This is a genomic window from Intestinibacter sp., from assembly GCF_022780145.1.
Taxonomy (GTDB): domain Bacteria; phylum Bacillota; class Clostridia; order Peptostreptococcales; family Peptostreptococcaceae; genus Intestinibacter.
This window is the reverse complement of record NZ_JALEXO010000168.1, coordinates 1-21,460: the sequence shown is the minus strand read 5'-3', so window position 1 is coordinate 21,460 and position 21,460 is coordinate 1. Positions and strand designations below refer to the sequence as shown.

The 21,460-nt window shown below is 28.8% G+C and carries 22 protein-coding genes and 1 riboswitch; of the genes, 15 read left to right on the top strand and 7 right to left on the bottom strand.

Annotation, left to right across the window (positions count from 1 at the left end; translation table 11 throughout):
- Together tyrS and MR593_RS06690 are read left to right on the top strand one after the other, a co-directional pair.
- On the top strand, positions 1–659 hold a 659-nt coding region (gene tyrS / locus MR593_RS06695), incomplete at its 5' end, for a tyrosine--tRNA ligase (RefSeq protein ID WP_290691135.1).
- Between the two features lie 100 nt (positions 660–759).
- A complete protein-coding gene (locus tag MR593_RS06690; protein WP_290691132.1) occupies positions 760–2,127 on the top strand; it encodes a hypothetical protein in 1,368 nt (455 codons plus the stop codon).
- A gap of 61 nt (positions 2,128–2,188) precedes the next feature.
- Here MR593_RS06690 and MR593_RS06685 read toward each other — a convergent pair whose 3' ends face one another.
- A complete protein-coding gene (locus MR593_RS06685; RefSeq protein WP_290691130.1) occupies positions 2,189–3,175 on the bottom strand; it encodes a lipoate--protein ligase in 987 nt (328 codons plus the stop codon).
- A 279-nt stretch (positions 3,176–3,454) separates the two neighbouring features.
- Positions 3,455–3,625: riboswitch (Lysine riboswitch) on the top strand.
- 99 nt (positions 3,626–3,724) lie between these two features.
- Here MR593_RS06685 and MR593_RS06680 point away from each other — a divergent pair.
- From MR593_RS06680 to MR593_RS06645, 8 genes are all read left to right on the top strand, one after another.
- Positions 3,725–5,452 carry a Na+/H+ antiporter NhaC family protein gene (locus MR593_RS06680; RefSeq protein WP_290691127.1) on the top strand — a complete coding sequence of 576 codons (1,728 nt, stop codon included), beginning with the start codon at positions 3,725–3,727 and terminating at the stop codon, positions 5,450–5,452.
- A gap of 147 nt (positions 5,453–5,599) precedes the next feature.
- Entirely contained in the window at positions 5,600–6,793 is a 1,194-nt protein-coding gene (locus tag MR593_RS06675) for a pentapeptide repeat-containing protein (RefSeq protein ID WP_290691124.1), read from the top strand.
- A 142-nt stretch (positions 6,794–6,935) separates the two neighbouring features.
- Positions 6,936–7,466: a DNA-binding protein gene (locus tag MR593_RS06670; protein WP_290691122.1), complete on the top strand. Its 531-nt coding sequence runs from the start codon at positions 6,936–6,938 to the stop codon at positions 7,464–7,466.
- 83 nt (positions 7,467–7,549) lie between these two features.
- On the top strand, positions 7,550–8,221 hold the full coding sequence (locus MR593_RS06665) for a response regulator transcription factor (protein WP_290691120.1): 672 nt from the start codon (positions 7,550–7,552) through the stop codon (positions 8,219–8,221).
- Complete coding sequence (locus MR593_RS06660) at positions 8,211–9,446, top strand: sensor histidine kinase (RefSeq protein WP_290691119.1); 1,236 nt, start codon at positions 8,211–8,213, stop codon at positions 9,444–9,446. The genes MR593_RS06665 and MR593_RS06660 overlap by 11 nt, the downstream gene beginning before the upstream one ends.
- Before the next feature lie 94 nt (positions 9,447–9,540).
- Complete coding sequence (gene trxA, locus MR593_RS06655; protein WP_290691117.1) at positions 9,541–9,849, top strand: thioredoxin; 309 nt, start codon at positions 9,541–9,543, stop codon at positions 9,847–9,849.
- 13 nt (positions 9,850–9,862) lie between these two features.
- Positions 9,863–10,732, top strand: coding sequence for an NAD(P)/FAD-dependent oxidoreductase (locus MR593_RS06650; RefSeq protein ID WP_290691114.1), 870 nt, complete (start codon positions 9,863–9,865; stop codon positions 10,730–10,732).
- A gap of 128 nt (positions 10,733–10,860) precedes the next feature.
- Entirely contained in the window at positions 10,861–11,727 is an 867-nt protein-coding gene (locus MR593_RS06645) for a cation diffusion facilitator family transporter (RefSeq protein ID WP_290691111.1), read from the top strand.
- Between the two features lie 56 nt (positions 11,728–11,783).
- On the opposite strand, the gene MR593_RS06640 is transcribed toward MR593_RS06645, so the two are convergent.
- On the bottom strand, positions 11,784–12,266 hold the full coding sequence (locus MR593_RS06640; protein WP_331474757.1) for a hypothetical protein: 483 nt from the start codon (positions 12,264–12,266) through the stop codon (positions 11,784–11,786).
- Positions 12,267–12,315: 49 nt separating this feature from the next.
- Positions 12,316–13,587 (bottom strand): ArsB/NhaD family transporter, encoded by a 1,272-nt coding sequence (locus tag MR593_RS06635; RefSeq protein ID WP_290691105.1) that lies wholly within the window; start codon positions 13,585–13,587, stop codon positions 12,316–12,318.
- Positions 13,588–13,824: 237 nt separating this feature from the next.
- On the opposite strand from MR593_RS06635, the gene MR593_RS06630 reads away from it, so the two are divergent.
- The 4 genes from MR593_RS06630 to MR593_RS06615 all read left to right on the top strand — a co-directional run bounded on the left by MR593_RS06630 (position 13,825) and on the right by MR593_RS06615 (position 18,837).
- On the top strand, positions 13,825–14,073 hold the full coding sequence (locus MR593_RS06630) for a hypothetical protein (protein WP_290691103.1): 249 nt from the start codon (positions 13,825–13,827) through the stop codon (positions 14,071–14,073).
- Positions 14,074–14,203: 130 nt separating this feature from the next.
- Positions 14,204–15,151 (top strand): radical SAM protein, encoded by a 948-nt coding sequence (locus MR593_RS06625; protein ID WP_290691101.1) that lies wholly within the window; start codon positions 14,204–14,206, stop codon positions 15,149–15,151.
- A gap of 88 nt (positions 15,152–15,239) precedes the next feature.
- Positions 15,240–17,336, top strand: a complete 2,097-nt coding sequence (locus MR593_RS06620) for a DEAD/DEAH box helicase (RefSeq protein WP_290691099.1) — start codon at positions 15,240–15,242, stop codon at positions 17,334–17,336.
- A gap of 139 nt (positions 17,337–17,475) precedes the next feature.
- Positions 17,476–18,837 carry an MATE family efflux transporter gene (locus MR593_RS06615; protein ID WP_290691097.1) on the top strand — a complete coding sequence of 454 codons (1,362 nt, stop codon included), beginning with the start codon at positions 17,476–17,478 and terminating at the stop codon, positions 18,835–18,837.
- 48 nt (positions 18,838–18,885) lie between these two features.
- Here MR593_RS06615 and MR593_RS06610 read toward each other — a convergent pair whose 3' ends face one another.
- Both MR593_RS06610 and MR593_RS06605 read right to left on the bottom strand, forming a co-directional pair.
- Positions 18,886–19,086, bottom strand: coding sequence for a hypothetical protein (locus MR593_RS06610; RefSeq protein WP_290691095.1), 201 nt, complete (start codon positions 19,084–19,086; stop codon positions 18,886–18,888).
- Positions 19,087–19,181: 95 nt separating this feature from the next.
- Positions 19,182–19,427, bottom strand: coding sequence for a hypothetical protein (locus MR593_RS06605; RefSeq protein WP_290691093.1), 246 nt, complete (start codon positions 19,425–19,427; stop codon positions 19,182–19,184).
- Between the two features lie 145 nt (positions 19,428–19,572).
- Here MR593_RS06605 and MR593_RS06600 point away from each other — a divergent pair, with 145 nt between their 5' ends.
- Positions 19,573–20,349, top strand: a complete 777-nt coding sequence (locus MR593_RS06600) for a lysophospholipid acyltransferase family protein (RefSeq protein ID WP_290691091.1) — start codon at positions 19,573–19,575, stop codon at positions 20,347–20,349.
- 50 nt (positions 20,350–20,399) lie between these two features.
- On the opposite strand, the gene MR593_RS06595 is transcribed toward MR593_RS06600, so the two are convergent.
- Together MR593_RS06595 and MR593_RS06590 are read right to left on the bottom strand one after the other, a co-directional pair.
- Complete coding sequence (locus tag MR593_RS06595; protein ID WP_290691089.1) at positions 20,400–20,705, bottom strand: DUF1540 domain-containing protein; 306 nt, start codon at positions 20,703–20,705, stop codon at positions 20,400–20,402.
- Positions 20,706–20,786: 81 nt separating this feature from the next.
- The coding region (locus tag MR593_RS06590; RefSeq protein WP_290691086.1) for a sodium/glutamate symporter at positions 20,787–21,460 on the bottom strand (674 nt) is incomplete at its 5' end.

Here is a 21,460-nt window from a genome sequence, read left to right as displayed (position 1 = left end):
GTGGTAATGATCAATGGTCAAACATGCTTGCAGGAACTGACCTAATAAGACGTAAATTAAACAAAAATGCTTATGCAATGACTATAACTCTACTTCTTAACTCAGAAGGTAAGAAAATGGGTAAAACTCAATCAGGTGCAGTATGGCTAGACCCTAACAAGACATCTCCATTTGAATTCTACCAATACTGGAGAAATGTTGCAGATGCTGACGTTATAAAATGCTTAAAAATGCTTACATTCTTACCATTAGAAGAAATAAAAGAAATGGAAAAATGGGAAGGTAGCGAATTAAATAAAGCTAAAGAAATACTAGCATTTGAATTAACTAAATTAGTTCACAGCGAAGAAGAAGCAATAAAAGCTCAAGAAGGAGCTAGAGCATTATTCTCTACAGGAGATGCTGCTAATATGCCAACAGTTGAATTAACAGAAGCTGACTTAACTGATGATGCTATAACTTTAGTAGATTTATTAGTTAAAGCTGAACTTGCTAGCTCAAAATCAGATGCTAGACGTAACATCGAACAAGGTGGAGTAGCTGTAGATGGCGAAAAAATAGAAGATACAAAAGCTACAGTATCTAAAGACCAATTATTTGGCAACGGTGTAGTAGTTAAACGTGGTAAGAAAAAATTTAAAAAAGTTGTTGTAAAATAATTAAATATTTTATATCGATAAAAAAGGGGTGATGTTAGGTAGAGTTTTAATTCTATTTTTCATCACTCTTTTTGATTTACATATTATAGGGGAGATAACAATGGAAAAAAATAAAGATAAATTATCTTCATTATATTTAAAATTAGAACAGGACCAAAGAGTTGTGAGGGTTTTAATAGGACCTATATACTATTTTATTTATTCTAATGATTTTGAAAAAGCTGAATTAGAAAACTTAAAGAAAAGAAATTTAGGTCAAATAAACGATTATTTATCATATGAAACTAGTCAGTATGCTGTCTACAGTATTGATATATTAAAAAGAGATTATTTTGAATTATATAATTGTAGCAAAGATTTATATGAAGATATATATAAAATTGCTTATCAAAAGAGTGTTATTTATAAAAAAGTATGCGCACTTAAAGATGATAATGAAGTCACAAATAATTTAAAAGAACTTATTTTTACATATATCAGAGAGGATATAGAAGATAGCGAGAAAAAAACATATATTGACGATATAATAAAACAATTAAATTATGAAGATAAAGGAAAAATAAATAATTCAATTGATACGATAAAAAGTAAATATTCGGATTTATATAATTTAAACCCTAGTATTTTTGACAAGATAAAGAAATCGCCTTCTAATATTAAGTTGAAAAAAACAGTAGAAACTAATAATATCGATAAAAGTAAAAATCCTATTAAAAAGAATCAAAACGATAAACAGCAAGATGTGAAATTAAATAATTTAAAAAAACAAGTTCCTCAAAAGCCGGTACAAAAACAAATGCCAAATAATAAAAATAAAAAGAAACAAAATAAACCGAGTAAAAGCTTTAAAGCAATCGGTATAATATTGGCTTTTGTGATTGTATTTTTAGCAGGATTTAGTTTTGCAAAAAATTATTTTAGCGAAGACGATGATGGGCAAGTTTTAAACACTGACTATAGTAGCGAGCAAAATGATGAACAATATAATAGTAGTGAAGATCAAGAAAATGAGTATGATGAAGAAGAACCAGTGCAAGAAGATTTAGATCAAACAGAAAATACATATACAGATGATGATGCTATTTCTCAATCACAAATAACAGAAGTTATAGATAACTTAGAATATAATTATGATGAAGCTATAAATACTGGAAATGTCGAGTTAGTATATCCATATATAACTGAAACAGGTAATTTACGTAAAAATTATGATAAATATATTCCAGAGTGGCATGAAGAAGGATTGAGAACATATATAAAAGATGTAGATTATGGACAATTCGAATATGAAGATGGTGAATATAGAATATCAAGAGTTTCTATAAACAAGGTTGTACAAAATAATAAAGTACATTATGAGAAAGAATATATAGAATTTGTTTTAGTAGAAAATGGTGATTTAGAATTATTAGTAGATAGATGCGAAAATTATTCTATGTTAGATAGCGATTATAATTATTCAGAATAGTATTAAGACAAAAAATATAAAATCCTCTTTGTTTTTATTTGGCAAAGAGGATTTTTTTTAATTATTTAACTCCCATTATACCGTCGACTAATACATCTACAGTAGCATTTAAGAAATAATCGTTTATATTTACATCCTTTAAAGCTTCTCTTATAGCTTCTTCAGTGTGCTTAACACCAGTTAATTTTTTTTCTATAAAAGATACATCTTCTTTACCGAAGAAATCGCCGAAGAATTTAATTTCAGTTATAATTCCCTTATTTACGTTTAAGTTAAATTCAACATTTCCACCTGGGTATTTTAATTCGTTGATTAGAGAGAATTTTGGTGAATTTCCAAAGTTCCAATCCCAAGTGCTGTATTTTTCTTCGACAAGCTTTTCTATTTCTGCTACATCTTTGTCAGTTAGAGTGTATGGTGTACTGTCTTTATCTGTTTTAGCGATAAAGTCCATTAGATAGTCCTTGAATTCTAAGACAGTCATAGGTTTCTTTAAGTGGTCGCTTATGTTAGTTACTCTTGATTTTACAGATTTTACAGATTTACCTTCGAATTTAATAGGTTTTACCTTAAGTGCTGCTGAAACATCGTTTATTTCAGAAGAGAATAGTAAAGTTCCGTGGTGCATTACTTTGTCTTTGTAATTGTATTGTGCATTACCAGAGAATTTTTGCCCATCGATTAATAGGTCGTTTCTTCCGGAAAATTCAGCATTTATATCAAGTCCTTTTAGAGCCTCTACTATAGGCATAGTAAATCTCTTGAAGTCGCTGAAGCTGTTGTTGTTGCAGGCTATAAAAGTGAAGCATAAATTTCCTAAATCATGGAAAACTGCTCCACCACCTGATTGTCTTCTAACTACAGTTATATTGTTTTCTTTTACGTATTCGTAGTTTATTTCAGATAGTGTATTTTGGTTTTTACCTACTATTATTGCTGATTCATTCCTCCAAAGTAAAAATAAATCTTCTGTCGCATTTTTTAAAAAATATTCCTCCATAGCTAGGTTGAAATATGGATTTGTTCTTTCGTTGTAAACTAATAGCATTAATCGATTGTCCTCCTATAAATTTGTAAATTATATTATTTCAACAAAATAATTCGACATAAACTTCAATTTCCCTCTAATTTTTATTAAAAATGATATTTTTCATCAATTTAAGAAGGGATTAGAAATATATATATATTATAATTAATAAGTTTTAAATTGTAAATTTTTTAATAATTTTAAAAATTTAAATATAATTTTTATTTAAGAAAAATGGCGTATAATATTGAACTTATTGGAAAATTAATATATAATTAAATAGCATAAAAAAGTGAATAATAGTAAGGTAGAGGAGCAGTATATAAGAGTACAAATAATGAGTTAAGCGGCGTAGATTTATTTAGAAAGGATATATTGCCGAAGTGTGTAGACGATGCTTTAAGTCTATATAACTGGGGGTATACATAATATGTATATCACTGTCACTAAATGTGGAGAGCTATCATTTTAACTCATCTTTATAACATATAAAATAGCATATCTAATTCATTAGATTTATGACAATAGTTTAGTGAACCTTTCTGATATTCATTATATTAGGAGGAGAAAATGAAAAACAAAAAAACAAAAATAGCTTTGATATCAATGATGATATTTTTAATGTCAACTGTCATGGCATTTGCTGAAGAAGTAGACATAGCACAAGTAAATGCAGACAAATACGGATTTCTAACTTTAATACCACCGATAGTGGCAATAGTTTTAGCCTTTGTGACTAAAAACGTAGTTGTATCTTTGGCACTTGGAATCTTATCAGGTGGAATAATTCTTAATTTTGCAGGATTTAATATTTTTTACACTATAGTTCAAGCGTTCTTGGATTTAGTAAATAGAGCGGTAGGTTCTTTAGCTGATCCTTGGAATGCAGGGATAATTCTACAGGTTTTAGCTATAGGTGGTGTAATCAACCTAGTAAGTAAGATGGGTGGAGCTAAAGCTATAGCAGAAGCTCTATCAAAAAAGGCAAAAAGTGCAAGATCAGCACAGATAATTACATGGTTTGCTGGACTTTTAGTATTTTTCGATGATTACGCAAACTCTCTAATAATAGGTCCTATGATGAGACCTGTAACAGATGGAATGAAAATATCTAGAGAAAGACTTGCCTTCATCATAGATGCAACAGCAGCTCCAGTAGCAGGTATAGCTATAATATCAACTTGGATAGGTCTAGAAGTCGGACTTATAGGAGATGCCTTCAATTCAATTGGAGTAGATCAAAATGCATTTGGAGTATTTTTAAGTACTATACCATTTAGATTCTACAATATATTGATATTGGCATTTATAGTAATAACAGCACTTTTATTAAAAGACTTCGGCCCTATGAGAAAATGCGAGTTACAAGCAAGACGTGGAGGACAAGTTCTTGAAGATGGAGATAAATTAAACGAACAAATATCAAAAGAACACGATGATTTAGAACCATTAGAAGGTGTTACACCTAGCGTATGGAATGCAATAATTCCTATAGGAACTTTAATAATAGCGGCTTTAATAGCATTTTATTACAGTGGATATACAGCTATAATGGGTTCAGAAGATGCCGCTACAATAGCAATAATGCAAAATTCACCAATTTCATTTGCAGCTATAAGAGAAGCTTTCAGTAATTCAGATGCATCTGTAGCTTTATTCCAATCAGCGTTGTTTGCAGGAATAGTGGCAATGGCTATGGGTGTTTTCAAAAAAATGTTTACAGTAGCTCAAGGAATAGAAATCTGGATAGATGGTATGAAGACATTGCTTATAACTTGTGTAATATTAATATGCGCTTGGTCTCTAAGCTCTGTTATAAAAGAATTAGGAACAGCAAAATTCTTAATCAACTACTTATCAGGCTCTATACCAGCATTTACTCTACCAAGTATAATATTTGTATTAGGTGCTATAATATCATTTGCAACTGGTACATCATATGGAACAATGGGAATTCTTATGCCGCTTGCAATACCTCTAGCATACTCTATAAATCCTGATATGAGCTATGTAATAGTTTCAACAAGTGCTGTTTTAACTGGTGCAATATTTGGAGACCACTGCTCACCAATATCAGATACAACTATACTATCTTCAATGGGTGCAGGATGCGACCATATAGAACACGTTAGAACACAAATACCATATTCACTATTTATAGCAGCTATAACTATAGTATTTGGGTATATACCAGCTGGATTTGGATTACCTGTATATGTAGTTTTACCACTAGCATTAATAGCTGTATTTGTAGGAGTTCAAATATTTGGTAAGAGTGTAGAAGTAGAACAAGAATAGAAATTTAAATAGAATAAAATAAATTAAAACTGTTGTGTGAGCTTTCATGCAGCAGTTTTTTATTATAAAAAATAATATACAGGCAATAATAATAGATAAAACAAAGAAAGGAGTGCTATATATTTAATAGCTAAGTAGTGTATTATTATGCCTTATATAAATTTTAAAGAAGAAAATTATAAATTATCAAAGCAATTAAAAAACAGAAAGGACAACAATATAGATATTAGAAAAAAGATTATAAATGATCACAGTTTAGTTAGTGATTACAGTCCATTTGACGAGTTTAGCTTTAAAAATATAAAAAATAAAGTTATAGGCAGCGATAAAGCCTTAGATGAAGTCGATTTTAGACTTAAAATAGGCAAAAACTTTGTATGTGTAAATTTTTATAGATGTAAATTTCAAAATATTAAATTTGTAGATTGTTCATTTATAGGATGTAACTTTAATAGATGTACTTTCGAAAGTGGTGGCGTTGTATTCGAAAATTGCACTTTTATAAAATCTGATTCGATAAAAACGCCATCTTTAAATGTCAAAGATAATTTTTCGACTGTATTTGAGGAGTGTAGAATATATGCTAAATTTAAAGGTTGTGATTTATCTTATTCTATATTTGAAAGCTCTAATTTAAAAAACACTAGCTTTGAGCTTTCAAATATGCAGGCGGTGATTATGACAAAATGCGATTTATACAATATAGAGGTATGCGACTGTGATTTTCAGAAATTTAAAACCTACAAATGTTATATAAATAATTTCGAATTCAATGATAAGTACATGACTATTTTTGATGAGAAGACATTTTTTGATAAATTAACAGAGAGAAAAAAAGATAGAGACGAGTATGAAGGGATATACACCATATATCAAAATATAGCCGATAAATACAAGCAAAATAATTTAAACAGTAATTTTGGAGAGTATTACTATTTAGCTAAAAGAGAAGAACACAAAACTTTGGGATTTTTGCCGAAAATAGAGTCGTATTTATATTGGTTTTCATGTGGATATGGCGAGAGACCTATCTACAGTATTTATGCGAGTTTAATTATAATAGCTGTGTTTGCCTTTTTGTACCTAATATTTGGAATAGAAATACACGAGCAATTAGTACAGTACAGTAATTTACAGACACTAAAATTTTTATCTGTAGAGAGATTTTATCGAGATTTTAAAGAGGCGTTTTTTTTAAGTGTGAGTTTATTTACAGGGGTTGGTGGAGAAAATGGTATTGCTGCATTATCTTCGTATTTATTTGCAGATATGGAGATGCTCATAGGGGTGATTATGATGGGAATTGGTACAGGTACTTTAGTCAGAAAAATTATAAGATAGCTTAAACAGATATTGTAAGTTAAGGATTAATAAAGGTATAGATGCTATTATTAAAATAATCAAAAGGACAGCTTAAAGAAAAGTGTAAATATTGCGGTTTTATGATACAATGTTAAAAAAGATATTACAGGCGGAGGGTACAATGAATTCTAATGAAAGAGTAGACGAATTTTTAAAATTACAAGAAAAAGGTATCTCCTTAGAGGAAATATCTTCTACATTAGGTGTAAAACCACAAACACTTAGAAAAGATTTAAATAAAAGTGGATATAAAAGTGTCAAGGGTAAATATATAAAAAATAACTTTGAACAAGTAAAATTTAAAGAGACTGACACAATCACGACAGTCGAAAAACCACTTTCTAAAAATAAAAATACTAAACATAAAAAAGATAAAAAAATAAATATAACTCAAGAGGATTTGGATAAGCTATGTGAAGTTTACGATTGGTATCTATCAGTAAAAGACTGCAAATCTTTAAAGAGAAAGAAAAGTAAAAAGGATATAGTTATAGATTTTGAGCCTACAGAGGATAAAAATGTAAGCTTGAAGGTAGATAAATCGGTTTGGGAGGATTTTTTGCGTTTATGTAGCAATTCAAGCTACGACAGAAAGACGATAGTTACCCAAGCTTTAAGTGACTTTATGAAGGTATATAAAGATCTGCTTTAAATAATAAAATTGATAAATTAAGCTTCTAAATTCTATAGAGGCTTAATTTTGTTTAAAATATATAAAATAATTGGGAGGTATAAATGAAGATTTTAGTAGTAGAGGATAATATAAAATTATTAAAAAGCATTGTAGATGAATTAAATAATCATTTTGAAACAGAATCCTGTAGCGATGGCGAAGAGGCGTTATATATGATAGAGCAAAATATATACGATTTGATAGTTTTAGATTTGATGTTGCCGAATTTATCTGGAATAGAGATATTAAAATCTATGAGAGATAAATTTATAGATATTCCAGTTTTGATATTGACTGCAAAGGAATCTTTAAATGATAAAGTAAAGGCATTTGAAATAGGTGCTAACGATTATCTTACAAAGCCATTTTATATGGAAGAATTGGTAGCGAGAATATATGCTATTTTGAGAACAAATGGAAAGATGCAGGCTAGAAATACGATAGACTTTAAGGATTTACATTTAGATTTAAACAAGAGAAGAGTATTTATAAAGGATGAAGAAATAGAGCTTCAAAATAAGCAATTTAATTTATTGGAGTATTTGCTTTTAAATAAAGGGACTATACTTTTAAAGGAACAGATTTACGATAGAGTTTGGGGTATAGATTCAGATGTTACAATAGAAATTGTAGAGGTGTACATAAGTCATTTGAGAAAAAAATTAAGTAAATACGGATATGATAAATACATAAAAACAAAGAGAAAAGTAGGTTATATGTTCGATGATAAGTAAAGAAGTTCTTGAAAATACTCAGAAAAAATTAATTAAAATAAATATGCTCGTAGTTTCGGGTTTTTTAATTCTGCTATGTATTTTTACATATTTTTATTTTAGTTATAACAATGATACAAATATAAATAGAGAGATGCAAGAAGAGCTCAACTCTATAATACATCAATTAGAGCAACTAGATAGCAGATATGGCATTTTATATAGTGATCCTAAAAATATGGTTTATATATATGTAGATGGAACCTTAATAATAAATCCAAAAAATAATCCGTACTTTGAAAATGAGGTTCCAGATTATCAGCAAAAGGATAATCTAGATGGATTTTATTCTTATAAAAAAGGAAAATATAATTTTAGAGTTTGTAATTATACATATGGCGATTACCATATAAAAATAATGAGAGAGATAAACAGCGAATTAAATTCAAGAAGGCAGCTGCTTTTGACTATGATTCGTGCTGTTGTTATTTTCTGTATTTTAACTTATTTTATAGCGCTTTACTTAACTAGAAATGCTTTAAAACCAATAGAGATAACTTGGAATAAGCAAGCAAAATTTATTCAAGATGCATCACATGAATTAAGAACTCCTATTACAATAGTATTTTCAAAATTGGAGGGACTTTTAAAGCATCCAAATAATACAATAAGTGATGAGGTCGAGGGTATTGCAGATGCGATGAACGAATCTAGAAGGCTTAAAAAGATGATAAATGACTTATTGACACTTACTAAGGAGGACTATGTGGATTTAGTTGAAAAAGAAGAGCTTGATTTAGAGAAGCTAGTCGAGGATATATGTGACGATTTTTTCGATATAGCTTTAATACAGAATAAAACACTTAAAATTTCTTCTCAATTAAAGCATAAAAATATAATAAGTGACAAAAATAAACTTCGACAACTTCTTATAATTTTTATAGACAATGCATTTAAATACACTGAAGAGGAGGATTATATAAAAATTTCTCTAAAGGAAAAGGAGGAAAGTATTTATATAACGATCGAAGATAATGGAATGGGAATTAAAAAAGAAGAAATACCGCATTTATTCGATAGATTCTTCAGAAGTGAAAACGTCAGAAACAAAGATATCGATGGCTCTGGAATAGGTCTTTCCATAGCAAAGGTACTGTCTGAAAGTTTAAAATACAAGCTTAATGTAAATTCAGAATACGGCAAATGGACTAAGTTTGATATAATTATACCTATAGATATAGATTAGTAAAAATTAACAAGATAAAATATGTTTTTATATAAAAAATATGGGTATAATTGTTAATAGATAAATATAAATAAGAAATTAGGAGGACGAATAAATGGCAAAAATAATCAATTCAATCGAATTTAACGATACAATAAAAGAAGGAGTAGTAGTTGTAGATTTTTTCGCAACTTGGTGTGGACCTTGTAAGATGTTAGCTCCAGTATTTGAAGAACTAAACGAAGAACTTGAAGATGTAAACTTTGTAAAAGTAGATATAGATCAAAGTATGGATTTAGCTCAAAAATTTAGAATAGTATCAGTTCCAACTATGAAAATATTCAAAGATGGTCAAGAGGTAGATACATTAATGGGATTTATGCCTAAGGAAGCTATAAAGAGCAAGGTAGAAGCACATTTATAAAAAGGTGATTGTTATGAGATATGACATAGCCATAATTGGCAGTGGTCCAGCTGGACTTAGCGCCGCTGTAAATGCAAAGATAAGAAACAAAAATTTTATAATATTTGGGAACAAAAATTTAAGCACTAAAATCGAAAAAGCGCCAGTTGTAGATAATTATTTGGGACTTTACAATATAACAGGTCAAAATCTAAAGGAAAGTTTTAAAAAACATATAGATTCTATGAATATAGAAATCGATGAGCATAGGATAACAAATGTATACGCTATGGGAGACTACTTCGCTTTGATGAGTGGGAGTGAGATGTTTGAGGCGACTACTGTTATAATCGCTATAGGCACAGATAGCGCTAAATCAATAAATGGAGAAGAGGAATTCTTAGGAAGAGGTGTAAGCTATTGTGCAACCTGTGATGCTCCTCTTTACAGAGATAAGGATGTATGTGTACTTGGATACAATAAAGAGTCTATACACGAAGCTAATTTCTTAAATGAAATAGCTTCAAAAACGTATTTTATTCCGATGAGAAATGCTTTGAAAAACGATTTAGATTCTATAGATAAAAACATCGAAATAATAAGCAAAAAGCCTACAGAAATAAAGGGCGAAATGCTTGTAAATGAATTAAATTTCGAAGATCAATCATTGAAAGTAGATGGAGTTTTTATAATAAAGGACAGTATGTCACCTAAAAATTTAGTGCCAGGCTTAGAGATGAATGATAAATATATAAAAGTAGACATAAATATGAAGACTAATTTAGCCGGACTATTTGCTTGTGGAGATTGTGTAGGAAGACCTTATTCTTATATCAAGGCTGCCGGTCAAGGGCTTACTGCAGCTTTAAGTGCAGTTGAATATTTAGCTGAAAAATCTAATTAAATACGATATATATAAAAAGGATACAGAAATTGTATCCTTTTTGTTTGCTCGATTTAGAACAATTTAAAATACAATTAATATAATAATATTGGAGAAAAATATATTAATCGTATCTTGAGGAGTATGTTATGAATGAGTATAAGAAAGTAAAGAATATCTTAATTGTCATACTGATAGCTAATTTATTAGTTGCTTTTTCAAAAATAATAATTGGAAATTATATAGGTAGCTACAGCGTATCTGCAGATGGATTACATTCTTTAGCGGATACAGCGTCTAATATAGTAGGGATTATAGGAGTTATGATAGCCTCAAAACCGTCTGATAAGGAGCATCCATATGGTCATAAGAAGTTTGAAGTATTATCTAGTTTATTCATAGGGATTATGCTGATTTTTATAGCGGGAAAAATTATAATTGAGTCGATTTTACAGATAAACAGCAGGGATAGTTTAAATTTGACAATAGAAAGCTTTATAATATTGGTAATTACACTTATTATAAATATTATTGTCTCCAGATATGAATACAAGGCTGGTAAAAAATTAAATAGCTACGTATTGATATCCGATTCACTCCATACTAAAAGCGATATATTTATATCTATTGGAGTTTTAATTACATTGTTAAGTATAAAATTAGGGGCTCCAGTAATTATAGACAATGTGGTTTCATTTGTAGTAGCTGGATTTATATTGTATGCAGCTTGTAAGATTTTTAAATTGACAATCGATATATTGGTGGATAGAGCTATGGTCGAAGAGCGAGACGTTAAGGAGGCTGTAGAGGATTTTGAAGAGATAAGAGAAATTCACAAAATAAGAAGCAGGGGAAGTGAAAATGACATCTATATAGATATGCATATTATGGTAGAGCCAGATATGACTGTCGAGACTTCACATCAACTAGAACATAATATAGAGAGAAAAATGCAAGAAAAAATAAACGAAAATATACATGTAATAATTCATATGGAACCTTATTATAGATGTTAAAATAAAAAGGTAGTCGATTTTAATCGCCTACCTTTTGTAATAATAACTAAAATATATTAGTCAATTTTTTTAGAATGATTTATTAAACTGTCAAGTCTTCTGTTTAAGTTGTCTATTGCAATATTTATTTGACTTAAAGAATCACTTACCAAGCTATCTTCCTCAACTTTATAATTTAGATAAAAATCATCAAGTTGTTGTATAAATTTATAGGCATGAGCGGTAGTTTCTAAGTATTCATTAAAGTATTTGCTTTTTATGCCTTTTTTAAACTTTTCTATATCTTTTTTTATAAAATCAACAAGCTTAATTTGATTTGAGAAAGCTCCTTGAGGTATTGGATAAGGCATAATTCTTTGTAAAAAATATTGGTTTTTAGCATTTATATTGTATGTATACATAACTTCAAGGTCGTCTTCTAATATGAATTTTATAAAATATAAATCACCTTGAACCTTTTGGATTTTGTCTGCACCAAGTTGTCTCAATAATATTTCTATTGAATCACCTTTTACTGAATTAATTCTGTCAACTGCCAAGATAAACACTCCTTTACTATTAAAAAAATATTATATTTATATTATATAATTATATAGCAAATTTTATTAATAAATAAGCTGATGATATAATTATTGTTAAAATCATTATAGGGAATCCTATTTTTAAGTAATCTATAAATGTTATAGGATAGCCATGCTTTTGACCTACACTAGCTAAAACTACATTCGCAGAGGCACCTATTAAAGTTCCATTTCCTCCAAGACATGCACCTAGAGAAGTTGCCCACCATAAAGGCATAACATCCATACCCTTAGTTTGCATAGTAAGAATTAAAGGTATAAGTGTTGCGACAAAAGGTATATTGTCTAAGAATGATGAAACTACTGCAGAAATCCATAGTATTAAGAACATAGTTAAAACGACATTTCCATGAGTTTCTGTAATCAACAAGTTTGCAAGCATAGAAATTACACCAGTATTAGAAAGTCCTCCTACTATTATGAATAACCCAGCAAAAAATGCAATTGTAGGCCATTCTACACTGTATATTATTTCATGAGGGTCTTGCTTACCTATCAATAATAATATACATGCACCACTTAAAGCTATTACAGATGATTCAATACCTAGTTTGCTATGAGACATAAAGCCAATCAATATTAGAATAAGGACAAATATACTTTTTACTAGTAGTGTTTTGTCTTGTATTGCCTTTTTTTCATCTAAGTTGGATATTAATTTTTCTGAATCTTCACTTTTAATAAGGTCTTTTCTGTAAATAATTTTAAAAATTAATATTACAACGGCTAGTGTTATAACTATTACTGGTCCTAAATTAATTAGGAAATCACCGAAACTTAAGCCAGCAGCACTACCAATCATAATGTTAGGTGGGTCACCTATTAATGTTGAAGTACCACCAATGTTTGATGCTATAATCTGTGTAATTAAAAAAGGAATAGGATTTATTGAAAGTATGTCACTAATTACAAGTGTCATAGGTCCTATTAACAAAACAGTAGTTACATTGTCTAATACAGCAGATAAAAATGCTGTTATTATCATAAAGTAAACCATGATTTTAGAAGGATCACCTTTAGAAATTTTTGCTGTCAATATAGCGACGTATTCAAATAATCCAGATTTTTTTACAATTGCAACGACAATCATCATTCCAATTAATACAAATAATGTATTAAAGTCGATATGGCTGATACCTTCTTCAAATGTAAGTATTTTAAATACAAACATTAGAGCAGCACCAGACAAAGCTACAACAGTTCTATCGATTTTTTCACTTATTATCAATACCATGACAATAGCAAAAATAGCGATAGCGATTATTTGTTGTGTATTCATGTTTGTTTCCTCCAATTTCCATAATATAATTAAGCTATCTAAAGATAATAGTCCTTTTTTACAAAAATATCTACAAAAAAAAAGTAAACTTAACATAAAGTTAACATAAATATCTATGTCAACGTTTGATTAAGTAAAATATTATTTTAATAATATATATATTTTTTATTTCATTTTTGAAGGAATTTTGAGTTTTTTATCGAATAAAATAAGATAATACAGCAAGGAGGTAGCTAGATGGAAAGATGGCAAAGAATGAATGTAATTTTTAGTTTAATAGGGCTTGCTATATGTATAGTTTGTATAATTTTTGTAAAAAAGGTTCCTGTATTATTACTACCAGCTGCATTTGCGCTTGGAATAGCTTTTAATTGCTTTAAGACTATATATAAAAAGACACCACCTCCAGGATATGAACAAGAGGTTGAAACTAAAAACAATAATATTCAAAAAAATAAAAAGAAGAAAAAAACTAAAAAAAGATAATTCGAAAATCCATTCGCTATAAAAATAGAGGATGGATTTTTTAAATTTTATCTAAATATAGTAGATGATTTTTTAAATTGATAAATATTTATGGTATAATAATATAAAAAACGATATTGAGGTTGAATATATGAAGGATGGGTTTAATAGAGATATAGATTATTTAAAAATATCTTTAACTGATAAATGTAATTTAAGATGTGTTTACTGTATTAGAGAAGATACAGATTTTTCAGGTCAAGCTTTAAATAAATTTTTGAAAGTTGATGATTATAAATTTATAATAAAATCGATGTCTAAATTGGGTATAAAAAAGATAGAATTTACAGGAGGAGAGCCTCTTTTAGATTCTAATTTATGTGAACTGATTTACTTTGCTAAAAATAATTGCAATATAGAAGAGGTAACGCTTACTACAAATGGAATTGATTTTTATAAACAAGCAGCAAACTTAAAAAATGCTGGATTAGATCAAGTAAATATAGGGATTAATTCCTTAAAGGAGTATAGATACAACTCTATTACAAGAAATGGAAGTTTATGTGATGTGTTGAAATCATTTAATACTGCACTTAAATTAAATATCGAAACTAATATAGATACTTTGATTATAAAGGGATTTAACGATGATGAAATATATGATTTTATCGAATTTGCCAAAAACTTTCCTATAACCTTGAGATTTTTTGAGGTTATGCAAATTGGAGAGATGAAGAGTTTATTTGAAGCTGGTTATTTAAATATAGTTGATATTATGGATAATATAGAAGGTATTAGCAAAGTTTTATCAAATGACAAGATTTGTAGAAATTACTATAAATTACAAGGTGCTAAAGGCAAAATAGGAGTAGCATCTGTATTTAATGATCCAAATTGCTGGTCATGCAATAAGATATTACTCAGCTACGACGGCAAGCTTAGACTTTGCACTTATTCTGATAAAGAATACGATATATTACCGTTTTTGAATAAACCTATAACGTTTTCTGAATTTATAAAAGATGTTATACCTTATAAGCCTAAGGACTTCGATGAAATAAAAAACAATATTACAAGTAGAAATATAAATGAGATATAAAAAGAGCAGAGAGATGCTCTTTTTTAGTGTTTTTATAATATGTAAAACTTTAAAAATAGCTATATTAAAGTAAAGGTGAGGTAAAAATATGGAAATTTGTAAAATAGGTGAAATACTTAGAGTAAATACACAGAGAGTAAAGTACAATAGTGGGTTTGTATTTTATAAAAATAATTATGTAAGCAATAATTATTCTAGTTTAAAAGACTCTACAGCGACTTTTTATGGAAGTGTATACGATGATTATCACAAAAGGACATATACTGCTATGATAAGCATAAATTGTAAAACTAGGGTAATTTCAAATACAAGTTGTGATTGTCAAAATGCGTTCACAGTAAATAAAGATACAAAAATTTGTCCTCATATGGTGGCAATAGTTTTGAAGGGATTGGAATATTTAAAAAATAAAAATAAAAAGACTTTATCTAAAAAAGATGTAGTAATAAATCCCATCGTAAGCTTTGATATAAGCCAATCGAGAAATTCAAACTTAAGGGCTGATTTAAACATCGAAGGCGTAGATAAAAGTGAATATTACAAGATTTTTAAATCGTATAAGGAAAATTACAAATATCACCTTATGCCAGATGGAAGCTATTTAGATTTAAGAGATAATGATTTAGAAAAGGTATTTAAGCTAGTAGACATCTTAGATATATACACAGATTTAGAAAAAATAAAAATACCAAATAACAAAGCCATATTTTTAGATAGTGTTCTTGAAGATTTGAATTTTGTAAGTGGTAAAAAATACGTAGACAATGTAATTAAAAAATACGATAAGCTAAATAAAAATATTGAGATTCCAAAAAATTTAAATGCAACTCTTAGGGACTACCAAGTTGAGGGCTTTGAATTTTTTAAAACTCTATCTAACTACGGTTTTGGCGGGATATTGGCAGACGAAATGGGTCTTGGAAAGACAATTCAAACGCTGGCGTTTTTGTTGTCTGAACAAAATAAAAAGAGCATGGTCGTAACCCCTACAGCTTTAATTTACAACTGGAAAAGTGAATTTGAGAGATTTGCTCCAGATATAAAGGTAGCGCTTGTATACGGAAGTAGAGAAAAAAGAAAAAAAATACTAGAAAATAAAGATGATTACGATGTCGTTTTGACTACTTACGGAACTTACAAAAACGATCTAAAAGACTACGAAGATTTGGAATTTGATTATTTAATAATAGATGAAGCTCAAAACATAAAAAATCCAAATTCAGAAACTACAAAGGCGATAAAAAAAATAAAATCTAAGTCTAAATTCGCTCTTACAGGAACTCCAATTGAAAATAATCTAGTCGAGCTTTGGTCTATATTCGACTTTGTGATGCCTGGGTATTTATACACCAAAGATAAATTTGAAAAGATATTTGTAAACGACGACAAAAATATAGATGATTTAAAAAATATGATAAAGCCGTTTATCCTTAGAAGGAGAAAAAAGGATGTAATAGATGAGCTTCCAGAGAAAATAGAACAGAAATTCTACATAGAGCTAGATAAAGAGCATAAAAAAGTATATAAATCATTTGTCAGCTTATTAAAAAGACAGATAGTAGAAAGTGACATAGATAATATGACTTTATTTGCAAATCTTACAAAGCTTAGGGTACTGAGTATATCTCCAGAGCTAGTTGTAAAAAACTACAAGGGTAAAAACTCTAAATTAGAGATGCTTGTAAAAATTATAAAATCAAGTAAAAACAGAAAAATACTAGTATTTTCTCAATTTACAAAAGTACTTGCTTTGATATCAGATAGACTAGAAAAAGAAAATATAAGCTTTAACTACTTAGATGGAAAAACAGATGCGAAGAGAAGACTTGAGTTAGTAGAGGATTTTAACGAAGACGAGTCTAAAAAGGTGTTTTTAATATCATTAAAGGCGGGAGGAACAGGTCTTAATTTAACTAGTGCCTCTATGGTAATACATTTTGACCCTTGGTTTAATCCAGCAGTAGAAGATCAAGCTAGCGATAGAGCGCATAGAATAGGACAAAAAAATGTAGTAGATGTAATAAAGCTTATATCTAAAGGTACTGTTGAAGAAAAAGTAGTGGCGATTAAGGAATATAAAAAGGAACTAGCAGATGATGTGATAAACTCAAATTTAGAAAATAATGAGTCTATAAAAAAATTATCTAGACAAGAAATTATAGATTTATTTGAAAATATGGATTAAAACACAAATAATAAAGTTTTTCTTATTGACTTATAAATCATTTTATTATAATATATCTTATTGCTAATTTTTGGAAATGAAGAATGATTACATTTTTTTGATATAGATTTAAGATATAAAAAGAGAAGGAGATGTGGTTATGGAACAAACAAATAATGATTTAGGCACAGGAAAAATAGGAAAACTATTGTTACAATTGGCAATACCATGTATAATAGCTCAGCTTGTAAACTTACTTTACAATATAGTAGATAGAATATTTATAGGTAGAATGGTAAATGGACAGTTGGCTATGGCGGGGATTGGTATAGTAACTCCTATAGTAGTGTTGATTACGGCTTTTAGTGCACTTGTAGGCTTTGGTGGATCACCTGTAGCCGCTATAAAAATGGGCGAAAAGGACAATGATGGTGCAGATAAAATTTTAAGCAACAGTTTTACGATGTGTATTTTAATAGGAATAGTTTTAACTATTGTATGTTTGGTATTTAAGAAACCTATTATATATGCATTTGGCGCAAGTGATACGATTTATCCATATGCACAAGATTATCTATCAATATACATTATAGGTACTATTTTTGTAGAGATAGCAATCAGTATGAACTCATTTATAAATACTCAAGGATTTGCTAAAATCGGTATGATAACTGTTATAATAGGGGCTGCTTTGAATATAATTTTAGATCCAATATTTATATTTGGATTAAATATGGGTGTAAAAGGTGCAGCGCTTGCAACTATAATTTCACAATTTGTATCAGCTGTGTTTGTACTTAGATTTTTATTTGGAAATAAGAGTATACTTAAAGTTAGAAAAGAATATTTAAAATTAGATAAAGCTGTAGTTAAATCAGTATTATCTTTAGGTGTATCACCTTTTATAATGCAGGCTACTGAAAGTATAGTTTTAATATGTTTAAATAACCAATTGGCGAGATATGGTGGTGACTTAGCTGTCAGTGCTATGACTATAATGACTAGTATGATGCAATTTATAACTATGCCACTTAGCGGTCTAGTTCAAGGTGCGCAACCTATAATAAGCTACAACTACGGGGCTAAAGATTACGACAGAGTAAAATCAGCTTTTAAACTTTTATTTATTTGTTGTGTAACTTTTGCTGCTACAGTAGTAGCATTACTTGTAATATTCCCAAGCTTTTTTGTAAATATATTCAATGGAGATAAAGAGTTAGTTGAAATAACTTCATGGTGTATGAGAATTTACTTCATAGGTATACCTGTATTTGGAGTTCAAATAGCATGTCAACAGACTTTTATTGCCTTGGGACAAGCTAAGATTTCACTATTTTTAGCATTGCTTAGAAAAATGATTTTATTAGTTCCACTTATATTCATATTGCCTGTAGTTTTAAAGGGTGGACTTATGTCTGTAATTATGGCAGAACCAATTTCTGATGTAACTGCAGGTGTTATAACAGGTACTTTATTTGCTAGATTTTATAAAAAAGAATTTTGCAATGAAATAGCAGCTTAAATAATAAAAGTCTTCACTGGATTTAACAGGTGAAGACTTTTTGACTTATTACATATTTTTATAACATACGATATGTTCTTCTTGTTTGCCGTTATTATCTATAACTACTAAAAATTCTTTATAATGTGCGTTGTGTGGTTTGTAGAACTCACAAGAGATTACATGCTCATTATCTTCTAATTCTAAAAATTCGTTGTCTTTTAAAAATTTTCTATCTATTAATTGTAATAATCTATCCAAACTACTCATATATAAACCTCCATAACCTATCTGTATATTTATATTAATTATATACCCAAATAAATCATTTTAAATCGTTTTTATATATAATTTGGAATTTATTTCTATTCGATTGTCAAATTTATTATATTATTATTAGAAGTCCTGATTTCACCTATATAACCGGTTAGATTATAATTAAATGCATCTCTAATTACTTTGAGAAGCTTATCAGAGTCGACAGCATCTTCTCTATAGTAGAAAAAATCAAAGCAATTATTGTCGATGATTCTCTTTACAAATTCCACGGGAAGATTTAGATTTATGTATTCTCCGTTGAATGTATTTATATTTATTATAAGTTTTTTCATATATAAAACCCCCTTTATAAATTTTATATTAGAAAAAAATTTTTAGAATAAAGTTTTTTATAATTAGCAAAAATATTTACTATATGGAGGCTTTTATGATAAAATGATTTATTGGAAAAAAATATATAAAAAGGAGTTGTAAAGAGTGTTTAATTATTTGAAGTTTGCAATATTTCAAATTATAGGTTTTATTTCTTCTTTACCGTTGATTAGAAAAATTAAAAAAAATCCAGATAATTACTCTAATGAAGAGAAATTTAAGTTTCTAAAGAAACAAGCCAGTAAATCTTTAGACTTAGTGAATATTAAATTAAATATTCTTGGAAAGGAAAGAGTTCCTAAAGAACCAGTGTTGTTTGTTATAAATCACTCTAGTATGCTTGACAGCTTTATCTTGATATCTAGTATACCTAAGCCTATTGGGGTGGTTATCGCAGATGTCCCTACATGGAGAAATATTCCAATTGTTAGACATTGGATAGATATCACAAAATCTGTATATATTAATAGGGAAAACAACAGAGAAGGGGTAAAAAGCATCAATAAATGCGCGGAAAATATAAAGGAAGGTCAAAGTATGGCGATATTCCCAGAAGGGGATTTGACTTGGGTTAAAGATCCTAAATCTTTGGTCTCAGATTTTAGGGCAGGAGCATTAAAGATAGCGTACAAGGCAAAATGTCCTATAGTACCTATGGTAATTAAAAATTCACTAGGTACTTACGACGGATATGAACCTGTGGGGAAGATACATTCAAAGGATGTAGAAATAGAATTTTTAGATCCTATATACGACCATCTAGAAAATCCTAGATTAAAAACAGTAGAGTTAGCAAAATCTATAAGAGAAAACATGATAGACAAGATGAAACAATTTCAACAAAAGGCAGGAAATAAAACAATTATAGAAGAAATTATCTAAATACGTTTAAAATAAAGGCAAGTAAAATTTGTAATTTTACCTGCCTTTTTCTAATGCTTTATTTTAAATGTATCGCATTTGCCGGTTTTTTCGGTGATTAAAACGTGTGTGGCGTTACAGCCTCCGTATAAGTTATAAGTGCAGTTTTTAGCACAGCAGCTTATATTTTGGCTATTTGTAATATTTATATCGTCGAGTGAAGATGTAGATTTAAAATGAGCTTCTTTAAATGTATCGCAGTTGGTCTCGTTAAAATTAGTGGCATCGTAGCCGTTTATCTTTATGTAAGAGGCGTAACAATAGCCCTGATTATTGTAAGCACAATTTGATACTAGACAGTTTAAATTGCTTTTCATAGTAATTCACAACCTTTAAATTAAATATTTTCATACCTTTATTATGGTAAAATTTATGTTTTTTAATACTGATTTATGTATTTATTTTAGAAAATTTATAAAAAGTAAAATACAGGGTACTGAGAATGCATCGAGTAAAAATGCAGCTACCATAGGCACTATTAAAAATGCATTTTCGCTTTTGCCGTATTTACTCGTAAGTGTAGACATATTGGCGAGGGCATTTGGCGTAGCACCTAGAGTATGACCGATAAGTCCACTTATCATAATTGCTGCATCGTAGTTTTTTTCTAATAATTTAAAGCATATAAATACACTGTAAAATAAGACAAAAATAACTTGACAACATACTATAAAAACTACAGGACCTAACAAGCTAGATAAAGTGTATATATCTATACTCATAAGTGCCATAGTTAAAAAAATTCCTAGAGAAATATTCTGAAGAAATTCGAAAAATTTTAAATTTAAATCGAAAAATCTAACCTTGCTGTTTAGATTTCCTACGATTACAGATAGCAGCATTCCGATTACAATATTTGGAATTAAAAAATCGGTTTTTAGATATATTATATTTGATAAAAAAAACGAAATATTCATAACTAATAGTAAAATCAATACATTTTCAAAAAAAACAACGGGTGTAAATTTATTTTCTTTAAATGAAGAGTTGTTTTTATTATTTAAGTGTATGTTATTTTTAGAAGAAGGTTTTAAGTTGTACTTATGTATTAAATATCTACCTACTGGACCTC

Bases quoted from the DNA above. Each gene is read 5' to 3' on its own strand.
- MR593_RS06690 (WP_290691132.1), top strand. From the start codon at position 760: ATGGAAAAAAATAAAGATAAATTATCTTCATTATATTTAAAATTAGAA.
- MR593_RS06685 (WP_290691130.1), bottom strand. From the start codon at position 3,175: ATGCTATTAGTTTACAACGAAAGAACAAATCCATATTTCAACCTAGCT.
- MR593_RS06680 (WP_290691127.1), top strand. From the start codon at position 3,725: ATGAAAAACAAAAAAACAAAAATAGCTTTGATATCAATGATGATATTT.
- MR593_RS06675 (WP_290691124.1), top strand. From the start codon at position 5,600: ATGCCTTATATAAATTTTAAAGAAGAAAATTATAAATTATCAAAGCAA.
- MR593_RS06670 (WP_290691122.1), top strand. From the start codon at position 6,936: ATGAATTCTAATGAAAGAGTAGACGAATTTTTAAAATTACAAGAAAAA.
- MR593_RS06665 (WP_290691120.1), top strand. From the start codon at position 7,550: ATGAAGATTTTAGTAGTAGAGGATAATATAAAATTATTAAAAAGCATT.
- MR593_RS06660 (WP_290691119.1), top strand. From the start codon at position 8,211: ATGATAAGTAAAGAAGTTCTTGAAAATACTCAGAAAAAATTAATTAAA.
- trxA (WP_290691117.1), top strand. From the start codon at position 9,541: ATGGCAAAAATAATCAATTCAATCGAATTTAACGATACAATAAAAGAA.
- MR593_RS06650 (WP_290691114.1), top strand. From the start codon at position 9,863: ATGAGATATGACATAGCCATAATTGGCAGTGGTCCAGCTGGACTTAGC.
- MR593_RS06645 (WP_290691111.1), top strand. From the start codon at position 10,861: ATGAATGAGTATAAGAAAGTAAAGAATATCTTAATTGTCATACTGATA.
- MR593_RS06635 (WP_290691105.1), bottom strand. From the start codon at position 13,587: ATGAATACACAACAAATAATCGCTATCGCTATTTTTGCTATTGTCATG.
- MR593_RS06630 (WP_290691103.1), top strand. From the start codon at position 13,825: ATGGAAAGATGGCAAAGAATGAATGTAATTTTTAGTTTAATAGGGCTT.
- MR593_RS06625 (WP_290691101.1), top strand. From the start codon at position 14,204: ATGAAGGATGGGTTTAATAGAGATATAGATTATTTAAAAATATCTTTA.
- MR593_RS06620 (WP_290691099.1), top strand. From the start codon at position 15,240: ATGGAAATTTGTAAAATAGGTGAAATACTTAGAGTAAATACACAGAGA.
- MR593_RS06615 (WP_290691097.1), top strand. From the start codon at position 17,476: ATGGAACAAACAAATAATGATTTAGGCACAGGAAAAATAGGAAAACTA.
- MR593_RS06610 (WP_290691095.1), bottom strand. From the start codon at position 19,086: ATGAGTAGTTTGGATAGATTATTACAATTAATAGATAGAAAATTTTTA.
- MR593_RS06605 (WP_290691093.1), bottom strand. From the start codon at position 19,427: ATGAAAAAACTTATAATAAATATAAATACATTCAACGGAGAATACATA.
- MR593_RS06595 (WP_290691089.1), bottom strand. From the start codon at position 20,705: ATGAAAAGCAATTTAAACTGTCTAGTATCAAATTGTGCTTACAATAAT.